12 protein-coding genes are annotated in these 12,567 nt (G+C 54.2%); 6 read left to right on the forward strand and 6 right to left on the reverse strand.

Features of this window, described 5'->3' with window-relative positions; genetic code table 11:
* Positions 1-8: 8 nt before the first annotated feature.
* Both PanJK_RS19125 and PanJK_RS19130 read left to right on the forward strand, forming a co-directional pair.
* Positions 9-233: a tautomerase family protein gene (locus tag PanJK_RS19125; RefSeq protein WP_256698492.1), complete on the forward strand. Its 225-nt coding sequence runs from the start codon at positions 9-11 to the stop codon at positions 231-233.
* A 150-nt stretch (positions 234-383) separates the two neighbouring features.
* The gene (locus tag PanJK_RS19130) at positions 384-1,553 is read left to right on the forward strand and encodes an ROK family transcriptional regulator (protein ID WP_265302072.1); all 1,170 of its coding nucleotides are present in this window, start codon (positions 384-386) and stop codon (positions 1,551-1,553) included.
* An 8-nt stretch (positions 1,554-1,561) separates the two neighbouring features.
* On the opposite strand, the gene PanJK_RS19135 is transcribed toward PanJK_RS19130, so the two are convergent.
* Positions 1,562-2,989, reverse strand: a complete 1,428-nt coding sequence (locus tag PanJK_RS19135) for an amino acid permease (protein WP_414858953.1) — start codon at positions 2,987-2,989, stop codon at positions 1,562-1,564.
* 493 nt (positions 2,990-3,482) lie between these two features.
* Between PanJK_RS19135 and PanJK_RS19140 the strand changes: the two genes are divergently transcribed.
* Positions 3,483-4,757 carry a Glu/Leu/Phe/Val family dehydrogenase gene (locus PanJK_RS19140; protein ID WP_256698494.1) on the forward strand — a complete coding sequence of 425 codons (1,275 nt, stop codon included), beginning with the start codon at positions 3,483-3,485 and terminating at the stop codon, positions 4,755-4,757.
* Positions 4,758-4,832: 75 nt separating this feature from the next.
* Here PanJK_RS19140 and PanJK_RS19145 read toward each other — a convergent pair whose 3' ends face one another.
* Positions 4,833-5,123 (reverse strand): hypothetical protein, encoded by a 291-nt coding sequence (locus tag PanJK_RS19145; RefSeq protein WP_256698495.1) that lies wholly within the window; start codon positions 5,121-5,123, stop codon positions 4,833-4,835.
* A gap of 365 nt (positions 5,124-5,488) precedes the next feature.
* Here PanJK_RS19145 and PanJK_RS19150 point away from each other — a divergent pair, with 365 nt between their 5' ends.
* A complete protein-coding gene (locus PanJK_RS19150) occupies positions 5,489-5,701 on the forward strand; it encodes a hypothetical protein (RefSeq protein ID WP_265302075.1) in 213 nt (70 codons plus the stop codon).
* Between the two features lie 109 nt (positions 5,702-5,810).
* Here the strand turns inward: PanJK_RS19150 and PanJK_RS19155 are convergent, their stop codons facing one another.
* The gene (locus PanJK_RS19155) at positions 5,811-6,710 is read right to left on the reverse strand and encodes a LysR substrate-binding domain-containing protein (protein WP_265302076.1); all 900 of its coding nucleotides are present in this window, start codon (positions 6,708-6,710) and stop codon (positions 5,811-5,813) included.
* Positions 6,711-6,809: 99 nt separating this feature from the next.
* Between PanJK_RS19155 and PanJK_RS19160 the strand changes: the two genes are divergently transcribed.
* Both PanJK_RS19160 and PanJK_RS19165 read left to right on the forward strand, forming a co-directional pair.
* Complete coding sequence (locus PanJK_RS19160; RefSeq protein ID WP_256698498.1) at positions 6,810-7,118, forward strand: carboxymuconolactone decarboxylase family protein; 309 nt, start codon at positions 6,810-6,812, stop codon at positions 7,116-7,118.
* On the forward strand, positions 7,118-7,498 hold the full coding sequence (locus PanJK_RS19165) for a tautomerase family protein (protein ID WP_265302079.1): 381 nt from the start codon (positions 7,118-7,120) through the stop codon (positions 7,496-7,498). Before PanJK_RS19160 ends, PanJK_RS19165 begins: the two co-directional genes overlap by 1 nt.
* A gap of 593 nt (positions 7,499-8,091) precedes the next feature.
* Here the strand turns inward: PanJK_RS19165 and PanJK_RS19170 are convergent.
* From PanJK_RS19170 to PanJK_RS19180, 3 genes are read right to left on the reverse strand one after another with little or no spacing between them, the layout of a single operon-like run.
* The gene (locus tag PanJK_RS19170; RefSeq protein WP_414858954.1) at positions 8,092-9,888 is read right to left on the reverse strand and encodes a dipeptide ABC transporter ATP-binding protein; all 1,797 of its coding nucleotides are present in this window, start codon (positions 9,886-9,888) and stop codon (positions 8,092-8,094) included.
* A gap of 2 nt (positions 9,889-9,890) precedes the next feature.
* Positions 9,891-11,333, reverse strand: a complete 1,443-nt coding sequence (locus PanJK_RS19175) for a M81 family metallopeptidase (RefSeq protein ID WP_265302083.1) — start codon at positions 11,331-11,333, stop codon at positions 9,891-9,893.
* A gap of 11 nt (positions 11,334-11,344) precedes the next feature.
* Positions 11,345-12,478, reverse strand: a complete 1,134-nt coding sequence (locus tag PanJK_RS19180; protein WP_265302085.1) for an ROK family transcriptional regulator — start codon at positions 12,476-12,478, stop codon at positions 11,345-11,347.
* Positions 12,479-12,567 lie beyond the last annotated feature (89 nt).

A 12,567-nucleotide genomic window follows, 5' to 3' on the forward strand; every position in this document is an offset into this window, starting at 1 on the left:
CCCAAACGATGCCGCATCTCAATGTGAGCTTTCATCAAGGTCCAGAAGAGAGTCTCGATCTCGACGCGCTATCTCAGGCGCTGACTGAAATTATCACCGAAAAATTGGGTGTGAAAAGTCAGTATGTTTCGATGACGATTCAACCAGTCGCCAAACAACATTGGTCAGAACAGGTGTTGGAAAAATATATTAACCAACCCGGCTATCAGGTGATTAAGCCGGTGAGCTATTAAGCTGATTTAGCGCTCGCGCGAGCCTGGCGCAGTGATTCATGCGCCAGGCCAATCCTCTTTCCCTTCCCGAAAGGGTTGTAAAATGTGTGGCCGATCATAGATATTGATGCGGCTATCCGCAGCGCGTGGAATTAAAGGGAAGGGAGCAAGGTGAAAACGTCGGGAACCAATCTTGAACATGCACGGGCGCACAATCGCCGCGTGATCATTGAAGCCATTCGCCTGCATGGTGAACTGACCCGCGCCGAGCTGGCTCGTCTCACCGCGCTGACGCCGCAAACCGTGTCGAATATTGTGGCGGAGTTGGAGCAGGCCGAACTGCTCACCAGCCGTGCGCCGCGCAAGCAAGGACGCGGGCAACCGGCGATTCCGGTGACGCTTAATCCCGCCAGCGCCTTTTCGATCGGCATCCATCTTGATCACCAAACGCTGCTGATTGTGCTGGTGGATCTTACCGGTGAAATTCACTTCCGCCGCCTTATTCTGGTACAAAAGCCGCAACCGGATGCCACGTTAGCGCGCATCGCCGAGGTGCTCAGCGAGATCAAAACGCAGCTGGGCGATCGCTGGCAGAAAGTGCTGGGCATTGGTGTGGTGATGCCTGGCCCATTCGGTGTTGAGGGCATCTCGTCGATGGGGCCAACCACGCTGCACGGCTGGGAACAGGTGAATATCGAAGCCAAACTTGCTGCGATGAGCGGCGTGCCAGTAACGCTGGAAAACGATGCCACGGTGGCGGCAATTGGCGAACGTTTTCATGGCGTGGCGCGACAGCTCAACTCGTTTGTCTATCTCTACATCGGCACCGGTTTGGGCGCGGGCATTATCATGGATGGCCATGTGTATAGCGGGCATGCGCATAACGCCGGTGAAGTGGGTCATGTGGTGGTGGAGCCCGGCGGACGCGAATGTTACTGCGGCAATCATGGATGCTTAGAACGCTATGTTTCATTGCAGGCGGCGTACGAGTTTTGCGGGCTCGATCCGATGACCGCCTTGCCGGAAGATTTGCTGGAAGTCGATCCGGCGCTGTTTGATAAATGGATCGATACCGTGTTAACGCCACTGCGTCAGGCGATTAACCTGCTGGAGTGCATCTTCGATGCTGAAAGCGTGATCATCGGCGGCATGATGCCGGCGGTGCTGCTGGATAAAATCATTCGTCGCCTGCCGCCGCTCTATCAATCGGTGCGCGGCCGCTACCTCACCGGAACACGCGTTAAAGTAGGTATGACCGGCAGCGATACTGCCGCGTTAGGTGCCGCCGCGCTGCCGATTTTCGACGAGTTTAATCCGCAGTTTCAGGTGCTGATGAAGTAACGGCCCGATCAGGCCGCTACCTTCACTGCCGTTTTCTGCTTCTCCTTCATCTTCCAACACAGCCACAGCGCAATAAACCACGCCGGTGAAGCAGCTAATGCAGCGAGCGTGTCGGGATCAAATATCATGATCACCACCGAGAACAGGAAGAAAATCAGTGTTCCCCAGGCCGTCACTTTGCCGCCGGGCATCTTGAATTTGGATTTCTGATGCAGATCCGGACGTTGTCTGCGGTATACAAGATATGAGACCAGAATCATGCCCCAACAATAGATCACCAGAATCGCGGCCAGCGTTGAAACGATGGTGAACAGCGTTGTCACATTCGGCACCAGGAACAGCAGCAAGGTGCCGCTTAGCATGCAGAAGCAGGAGAACAGCAGGCTGCGCAGCGGAATACGTGTGGTGCGCGACAAAATACGGAACTGCCAGTGCGCATGCTTCTCGACGGACAAGCCATATAACATGCGGGTGCTGGAGTAGACGCCGCTGTTGGCGGAAGACATTGCCGAGGTGAGCGCCACGAAGTTGATGATCGCCGCCGCCGCGGGCAATCCGGCTTTGGCAAACAGCGTCACGAATGGGCTGGTATCCGGCGACACGCCTTGCCATGACGTCACCGCGATGATCACCATCATCGAGAGCATGTAGAAAATCACAATCCGCAGCGGCAGAGAGTTAATTGCACGCGGCAGAATTTTCTCGGGATCGCGGGTTTCTGCCGTCATGGTGCCGAGCAGCTCAATGCCGGTGTAAGAGAAAATCGCGATTTGGAAACCAGCAAGAAAACCGGTGATGCCATGCGGCATAAACACGGCGGGATCGGTGAGGTTATGCACTGAAGCTTTAACGCCATCCGGCGAGGTCCAGCCGCTAAATACCATCCATCCGCCGGTGATAATCAGCGCGATGATGGTAATCACTTTGATCAGTGCAAACCAGAATTCAGCTTCACCAAAAGCCTTCACCGACAACATGTTAAACAGACACAGAATGCCGAGGGTGAACAACGCGGGTATCCACGCTGACATTTCCGGGAACCAATATTGCATATACGCGCCACACACCACCACATCCGCAATACAGGTCACCACCCAACTTAGCCAGTACGACCATCCCAGAAAGAAGCTGGCTTTCGGCCCAAGATAATCACCAACAAAATCGGCAAATGAGCGATAGTCGAGCCGGCTAAGCAGCACTTCGCTCATCGCCCGCATCACCATATAGCTGAAGAAGCCGACCAGAATATAGATGATTAATATCGAGGTTCCGGCCACCGCAATATTACGTCCCGCGCCCATAAACAGCCCGGTACCGATCGATCCACCCAGCGCGATCATCTGAATATGACGTTCGCTCAGTCCTCGCTGCAGTTTTTGCGAGGCGTCGTGAGTCCGAGCAGGCTGAATCTGCTCTTGTGTAGGTTTGTTAGACACACTGATTCCTTCAGTCTGGCAAAAAGACGCATGACGATGCATGCCCGCAAGCATCAATGGCAAATAAGGAGTTGAACCTTAAAGAGACATGCTTAAATAGATGAAAGAATAACGAAATTAATAAAACGCTAATTCATGATGGAGGTTTCCGGCTAGGTTTTACTCATCGTGGTGGCGTGAGTTAACAAAGTCAATGCGGAAAAATAACAGTTTATTCACTTTTTGATAGCCATCAAAGAACTGAAAAATAGGAATAAAATCCAATTTTATGCAATTTAGTGAATAGTATTCGCATAAATATGCGTCATATGAGGGGCTTTTTTAATGCTTAGTTATTCACTCTTTCACGAATTTTTGTATCTAAAAAGTTAAATCCTCCTTATTCAACGCAACCCGCTTTTCTTAAAAGGTGTTAAATTACTTTCCGTCTAGTGCAATGCATCACCTTTCCACGTCTTTTCAATATAAATAACTCTGAACCTACAGGCTTCTCATGGAAAAGTTATCTTACGCTTCTGAAAGCAGTACATCTCCCTGGACTACCTACCTGAGCCAAATTGACCGCGTTGCGCCTCATCTTGGTGAATTGTCTCGCTGGATCGAAACCCTGCGTCATCCCAAAAGAACGCTGATTGTCGACATCCCGGTGCAGATGGATGACGGCTCGATTCGCCACTTTGAGGGCTATCGCGTACAGCACAATCTCTCGCGCGGACCGGGCAAAGGGGGCGTACGTTACCATCCTGCAGTTGACCTGAATGAAGTGATGGCGCTGTCAGCCTGGATGACCATCAAATGTGCGGCGGTTAACCTGCCTTATGGCGGCGCAAAAGGCGGTATTCGCGTCGATCCGCACTCGCTGTCTGAAGGTGAACTGGAGCGCTTAACCCGCCGCTACACCAGTGAAATCGGCTTGATTATTGGTCCGCAGAAAGATATTCCCGCACCCGACGTCGGCACCAATGGCAAAGTCATGGCCTGGATGATGGATACCTACTCGATGAACCACGGCACCACCATTACCGGCGTTGTCACCGGTAAACCGATTCATCTTGGCGGCTCGTTAGGCCGTGAGAAAGCCACGGGCCGTGGCGTATTTATAACCGGTCGTGAAGTGGCAAAACGCTCCAACATTACCATTGAAGGCGCACGCGTGGCGTTGCAAGGCTTTGGTAATGTAGGTAGCGAAGCAGCGCGGCTGTTCGCCGAAGCCGGTGCGCGCGTGGTCGTGATTCAGGATCACACCGCAACCTTACTCAACGAAGGCGGCATCGATTTAGCCGCGCTGACTGCGTGGCAAATCGAACATAAACAGATTGCCGGTTTCCCAGGTGCGCGTGAGATCGACAGAGAGCAGTTCTGGACCACCGCCATGGATATCCTGATCCCGGCTGCGCTGGAAGGGCAAATTACCCGCGAGCGCGCCGAAATCATCAGTGCCAAACTGGTGCTGGAAGGGGCTAACGGTCCAACGTATCCGGATGCGGATGACATGCTGGCGAGTCGCGGTGTACAGGTGGTGCCAGACGTAATCTGCAACGCAGGCGGGGTAACGGTAAGTTACTTCGAATGGGTTCAGGATATGGCGAGCTTCTTTTGGAGTGAAGATGAGATTAACCAGCGTATGGATCGCATCATGACGGAAGCGATGGTGCACGTTTGGGATAAGGCCGCTGAAAAGCGCTGCTCATTGCGTACTGCTGCTTATATTGTTGCCTGCGAGCGCATTCTGCTGGCACGTAAAGATCGCGGTATTTATCCGGGCTAATTAATTAAATTTTAAGTTTGTTTAAATCGTTTGATAAACGCCGTCTTTGCCATGAGAGGGCGTTTATCTTATCTTTCATGCGAGGTTTACGCCACGCAGCCCTGACCAGCACCTCGCGGCTGATTGGGTAATCATCACCGAAGGATTTTCGCTAAATTCACTCACCAAAGTGACAATTCTGTCAGTTAAACTCCTTATATTCTCGCTACCTACATAAACGTATTCATTGGTGGGTAACACATACGCATAACCTTTCTCACAGACTAAACTGCGCGCAAAACCATTCTCAAGCATCGCATACAGCAGTTCTATTTGCGTGCCAGCGGTGGGGTCTTTTAATTCGACACGGATAGTGTAACTGAACATAGTATTATCTCCGGTGTTTAAATTTAAGTTTACTTAAGTTTAAATGATCGAAAATGGAGATCTTTTTTTTAAGATAAATCTTAGTGGATATTCATAAATAATCACCGCCATTAACAGTAAATGTTGGCCCTGTTAAGCGTAACGACAAAGGGGGAATTAAATATAATTATTTAAATTTCAATTTTATTGCGCTCTGGTTAAATAATCTCTTTTTATTTTATTAAAGACAGCAGGTTTCTCGCAGGCTATAATTAATTTCAGCTCACTGTGAGCTGGTTGCTAAAAAGTTAAAAAATAGTATCCGCAACGGGCGATTTTAAAGATTTTATTCATTAATATTTATCTCTGCCCACGAGGTGTCGCGGATGAAATTACCTACAACGGATTTTTACGTCTTTGCTCAGGAAGATAGCGAGGGTTGCTGCGACTTGCACCGTGAAAGCTGTCGTATGGCGCCGGCCTACGATAATCGTGTTTTTATGGGATCTTTTTATTCACCGGAACACGCCTGGCAATATTTCCACACTCACCATCCTAATAGCCGAGCGGTATTTTGTCTGTTGTGTATGAAAGAATAATGCGGGAAACATTTTACCTGTAAAATAGCAGCGGAAGGTTTGATTTAACTGAGGCGTGCCGGGCGGAAACTAGCAGGAATGGGCCGCACCTCTCCGCTTTATTCCAGTTTCACGTTAATGTCGGTTTGATAAGCGGAAGATATCCCGCCACCCCATGTCGCGTAAGCTGCGCCAGCATTTGCTGGGCGGCATCGTTAGCATTATGTTGCCACAGTGCGATACCCATACTTCCCACGGCGGGCAGTTGAGCGTTCAGGGCATGCAATCCAGCAGGTAAACCGATCTGGCTGCGCAAGGTGATCCCTAATCCAGCCCGCACCGCTGCCCAGATGCCGCTCAAACTGTGGCTGGTAAACACCACGCGCCAGTCGAGCCCAGCCTGTTCCAGCACGTTCAGCGCACGTGTACGCATCAAGCATGGCGCTTCAAACATCACCAGCGGTATAGCTTCACCACGCGCGAGCAAGCAGCGAATATCGAACTCTTGCGCACCGATCCACGCCAGCGGCGTCTGGCCCAGCAACTCACTTTGCGCGGGTAAATTATCACCTTGCCAAAGTAGCGCCATATCGAGACTTTGCTCGGCCATCGCCTGCAACAGCGGTTGGTTGCGATCGACGCGCGCGCTGATACGCACACTCGGATGCTGGCGGCTAAACGGGCCAAGAATGCCAGGCATCAGCGACTCACCGAAATCTTCCTGCATGCCAATACGCACATCACCCTGCAACAACTCGCCGCGCACCGCGCGCCAGGCTTCATCATTCAGGCTGAGCAGACGGCGCGCATAGCTCAGCAAGATTTCGCCGCCGGGCGTGGGCGCCAGATGACGACCGCGTTTGGTCACCAGCGCCATACCGCATTGCTGTTCCAGCTTTTTTAACTGGGCGCTAACCGCTGACGTCGAGCGGAACAGCTGCTGCGCCGCCAGCGCGAAGCTGCCGCACTCGATTCCCAACACAAAACTGCGCAGCGCATCGCTATCAAGCGAGACCGGAATCTTCTCCATAACCATCCTTCAAAGCGGGACTATGAGTCCTGAATAATATGATTTTCAGGATTGTAGCAGCGCGCCACAATCGCTGCCTATTTAATGCCGGAGAAAATCATGAGTAAGCCACTGGATCGCGATTCGTTACAGCAGGTCGCACCGAAGTTAGCCGAGTTAACCCAGCAGGTGTTGTTTGGTGATATCTGGCAGCGGCCGGTGCTGTCACCGCGTGAGCGCAGTTTGATCACGCTCGCCACGCTCAGCGCTTTGGGCCGCGAGCAGCAACTGCCGTGGCATCTTGAATTTGCGCAGCAGAATGGACTGAGTCGTGAAGAGCTGGTGGAGTTATTTACTCATCAGGCGTTCTACGCCGGATGGCCCGTTGCGGTCACCGCACTGGCTTTGCTGCAACAGGAGAACAACTGATGCCATTGACCCGAATCACCGTGCGCGACGGTTGGAGCGATGCCGATCTGCAAATCTTATCGGACACGTTGCATGAGGTGCTGGTCGCCGAGTTCAACGTACCGCCCGACGATCGTTTCCAGGTAATTGAATCGCTGGCGGCGCCGCGTTTTATTTATGATCGCCACTATCTCAGCGGCGGTCGTAGCGAGCGCTATGTGTTGCTGAACATCGTGGCAGGAAAACCGCGCAGTGCGGAACAGAAGCGGGCAACCTATAGGATGTTGAGTGAACGGCTGCAGCAGCGGCTTAATCTTGATCCCCATGATTTGATGATCATTATTCAGCAAACCCAGCTCGGAGACTGGAGTTTCAGCGGCGGAAAGATGTTTGAGTTGTAAGCGCCTTAGGGGCGCCATTCATGGTGTAATGCATGTCAGTTAAGCCAACGATGAGTGAGCAGGCCGGGGCCACTTTTGGTCCTGCGGTCCTCGCGCCGCTATCGCGGTACCTTCACTTTGCTCGTCTGCCTGACGGACCGGCGGAGACGGGACCTCCATGTCCCGGCTCCGCCTTTCGCCCGCGTCCTGCGGGCTCTCCTGGCTTCCTCGCTTCGTTCAGCGCTGCGGATTGCCTGCCCAAAAGCGGCCCCGTCCTGCTTCTTAGCTTCCGTACGTGATGTTGAAAAAGGCTCAATTTTGAGAGGCGCTGGCGCCTCTGCTGCGGCAAGAGGGCCATTCGCAGCGCTGAGGCTTTTACGTTGGGCCAGGAGCCTCATGCATGGATGCGTGAGGCAGTTCGGGGCCGTCCAGGACGGCCGATCCGCGAACGGTCCGTTGGCACGACGTGAAAGCCGAAGGCACCGTGATAGCGGCGCGAGGACGGCCCGTGACGCAGCAGATGTGCCAGAGCCCGCACCAGTTTAAAGCAACATGCTTTCTTAACTGACGAGCATTACGCCATTCATGGCGACCTTCTTACGGGCATTGCCAGATCACTCCATCACCCAATGCCCGTCACTCACTTCGCGATAACGCCGCGCTTCAGGCACAAATCCCAACGCACGCACCGGGCTTTTCAGTTCGCTGATGTCAATCTGGCGCTTCACATGGCGGCGCGCCGGATCGGGCACCGGCACCGACGACAACAGTTTGCGCGTGTAATCATGCTGCGGATTTTCAAAAATTGCCGCGCGCGGGCCGATCTCGACGATCTCACCGAGCAGCATCACCGCCACGCGATGGCTGATGCGCTCGACCACCGCCATATCGTGTGAAATAAACAGATATGACAAGCCGAGGCTCTGCTGCAGGTCGAGCAGCAGATTGATGATTTGCGCTTTTACCGTGACATCCAGCGCCGACACCGATTCATCGGCGATGATCATTTTCGGATCGAGCATCAACGCACGGGCGATGCAGATACGCTGGCGCTGTCCGCCGGAAAACTCATGCGGATAGCGTTTCATCATGCTGGCGGATAATCCGACGCGCTCCATCAGTGAAGCGGCTTTCGCACGCGCCTCGGCTTTGCTGCCTAAACGGTGTTGAAGAAAAGGTTCGGTGAGCGCTTCCAGCACCGACATGCGCGGATTAAGGCTGGCAAACGGATCCTGAAAAATCATCTGCATGGCGCGGCGCAAGGTGCGCAGCTCGTGAGCAGAAAGATTCAGCACGTCGTAACCATCAAAAGCCACTTCGCCCGCGTCGGGCGTAACCAGGCGCGTCAGCGAACGTCCGGTGGTGGATTTTCCGCAGCCGGATTCACCGACCAGCGACAAGGTTTCGCCCGGCATCAAATCAAATGAGATGTTTTCCACCGCATGTACCGCGCCGGTTTTACGGCTGAACACGCCTTCGTGGATGCTGAAGCGGGTGCTGAGATTTTTCACCGACAGCAGCGGCTGCTGCGATATGGATACGAGGCTAGCATCAGGCGCGTCGTGCTCATCAAAGGAAAACTTACGCGGCCCAGCAATGCCGCGCATTGCGCCAAGCTGCGGCACGGTGGCAATCAGCGTGCGGGTGTAATCGGCGGCGGGCGCGGAGAAGATCGCGGCAGTGGTGCCGGTTTCCATCACATCACCTTGATACATCACCAGCGTGCGATCTGACACTTCCGCTACCACGCCCATATCGTGGGTAATAAACAGCACTGCCGTGCCTTCCTCTTCCTGCAAGGTCTTAATCAGGTCAAGAATTTGCCCCTGAATGGTGACGTCCAGTGCGGTGGTCGGTTCATCGGCAATCAGCAGTTTGGGACGCAGCGCCAGCGCCATCGCTATCATCACGCGCTGGCGCATGCCGCCGGAAAAATGGTGCGGATAATCATTAAAGCGTTTCGCCGCATTGGGAATGCGCACTTTCTCCAGCAGTCGAATGGTCTCTTCACGCGCGGCGCGTTTGCTGATTTTGCGGTGATTGATCAGCGCCTCAACAATTTGATTGCCGATGGTGAACGACGGATTCAGGCTAGTCATCGGTTCCTGAAAAATCATCGCCACCGCATTGCCGCGAATATCACGCATGGCGGATTCGCTCAGCGTCAGCAGATCAACGCCGTTCAGCAACACTTTGCCGCTGACGCGCGCGTGGCGCATGTTGAGTAAGCGCATGATCGCCATTGAGGTAACGCTTTTCCCCGAACCGGATTCACCCACAATCGCCAGCGTTTCACCGGCGTTAACGGTTAAGGACAGGTTTTTCACCACTTCGCGCCATTGATCGTCGACGCGGAAGGCGACGGTCAGATTTTCGATGCGCAGCACCGGTGCGACTGCTGAGGCTGACATATTCATTTTGCTTTCACAAAGCGTGCAGACAAACTGCTCACCGGCAGGAAGCTGAAATCCGTATCAAACGGATAGGCGGGCTGCAATTTGCGTTTGCGGGTTAGGCGTTCCACATATTGATCGACCACGCCTTCCGACAGCGCCATCAGGTTTGGATTCGCCAGCGGAGCCAGTTCCGGCGACAGATAACCCGACTTCACCACCACAATTTTAGCGGTGGCAGGATCGAGGCCGAGCAGGGCGAAATCCGCCAGGTTGTGATATGGACGGCGACGATCGGCGACCACCAACGTAATGCCGCCGGTTTGCAGCAGCGCCTGTTTCGCCAGCGAACGCGGATCATCGCTAAGATGCTTCACCACAAATTCGGCCTGCACTTTGCCACCGGCCGGATCGAGCGACGCGCCAACGGTCAGTGTTAAGATTGCGCCAACGCCGGCAGCAAATGCTGCATCGGTGGCGGGTTTATCGGTAATACCGGCGACGATAACGCCCTGTGCATCCCGGCGAATTAGCTCCACCAACACATCCGCGCGATCGCCAACGCCGCCGCCGGTAGGATTATCACCGGAATCGGCCAGAATCACCGGCGCGGTTTCGCTGGCGATAGCCATGCTGACGCACTCTTCAATGCTGCCTGTGACGCAGCCAAAGCTGAATTCATCGCGCGCCTGCCAGTAAGCCAGCGCCAGTTTTGCCGCCTGTTCCGCCAGCACATCGGCATCGGTGCCGGTCATGATCGCAGCGGCGGTGGCGCGCGGTTCATCGGCCCAGACGTAGCCGACCATCAGCGAGGCATCCCAGATATGCTCCAGCTGGTTTATCGCGGGCAAACGGGCGTACAAACTTTTAGCCGGTTCATCTTCGGTACTGGTGCGCTCGCCAGGTAATACCACCGGAATCGATGCCCACACCACGCCGGGTTTGATGCCGGTTTGCAGGCTTTTGACCAGCATCGATACCGAGCGGCGCATGGTTTCTTCGACATCAATGTGTGGCGCGGTGCGGTAAGTCGAGAACATATCGATGGCATCAATGATGCGCTGCGTGACATTGCCGTGCAGATCGTAGCTGACGGTGATCGGGCAACCCGCGCCAACCAACTCGCGCGTGGCGCTGATCCAGTCGCCTTCGGCATCTTCCATGCCTTCAACATAGACCGCGCCGTGCATGGCGAGATAGACGCCATCCACCGGCAAATGTGCTGCGAGGCGCGTCAGGAATTCCTGCTTAAAATCGTCGTAGGTGATGCGCGCTACCGGACCCCCGGCGATGGCGCGCGCGTGGAAGGTCGGCAGAAACGCGGCATCATAATCCTGCAGAAAGGCGAAGTAAGGGTTGGTGGTGAGTTCATCCCCGCGCACGATGCGGAAGTCGTCGGCATAATTCAGCACCGGATTATAAGTACTGCACTCAGTATGAATTCCACCAAAAGCAATGCGCATAGCAGCCTCCGCTAGTCGGGTAAGTGAATGATAAAACGATACGCCGCCACACTGGCTGCGGCTCTGGCCCAGCTCTCTTCGTTGATTGCCATGCTGGCGATCGGCGTTTTGCCGATGATCGACGGCAGCACATGGCTGTCGATTGCCTGCATCACCACGGTTTTCAGCAAGCCATCAAACGAATCGGGCTGATGTGCAATGACAATTAATTCGGGGTCGTTCATCTGGATGATATTGGCGATCGACAAGCCCAGCGCATGACCGGCCTGATGCAAGATGGCAATCGCCGCGCTGTTGCCTTTTACCGCCAGCGCTTCCAGCTCGGCAATCGATTCACTCTCCAGCGCTTTGTCACGCACGCTTTCGCGGATGGCGGTTAACGAGGCCAGCGTATCGAGGCAGCCGCGTTTGCCGCAGCGGCACGGACGTCCGCCAGGTTCGATGGTGCAGTGGGCGATTTCACCGGCAGCGCCGTGTGCGCCACGGTGCAGCTGGCCCTGAAAGAAGTGCGCCGATCCAATGCCGTCACCGTGTGAAATCAGGGTGAAGTTGCGCGCCTTTTTCGCCACGCCGAAAATCTTCTCGCTCACCGCTAACGCCTTGGCATCGTTTTCTAACGACACTTCCAGCCCGGTTTGCTGTTTCAACAGTTCCGCCAGCGGCACGTTTTTCCAGCCCAGCAGCGCCGACTGCACGCAAATGGCCTGATGTTCATCGACAAATCCGGACAGCGTCACGCCCAACCCGATCAGCTGATCTTGCGAAATCGATTTCTGCGCAATCAGATCGGGAATCGCCGCCGCAATCATTTTTGCCAGCTGCGGCGGATCGAGATTCAACGGCATTTGCGTGGCGGCCAGCGTGCGGCCGTGCATATCAATCAGCACTAACACCACGCGCTCGCCAAGCAGCGAGGCACCAAGAAAATAGGCGCTATCGGCACGCATTTTTAATAACACCGATGGACGACCCTGACCGCTGGATTCCGGAACGCTCTCTTCCAGCAATCCAGCCTGCAGCATCTCTTTCACCAGCGGGCTAATTGCGGCTTTGCTTAATTTCATTTTTTCCGCAAGCGCGGTGCGGCTCATGCCATGCGACGCAATAAGTAAGCGCAGAATTTGTTGCTGGTGGGCATTGAGCATTGAGGTTCTCACGGCGTTAGCACTATGCGCTGACAATAATAAGGACAGAAAACAAATACAACGATATTTAGTTAAATTTCTGAATGCAG

Source organism: Pantoea sp. JK (assembly GCF_026130245.1).
Lineage (GTDB): Bacteria > Pseudomonadota > Gammaproteobacteria > Enterobacterales > Enterobacteriaceae > Pantoea > Pantoea trifolii.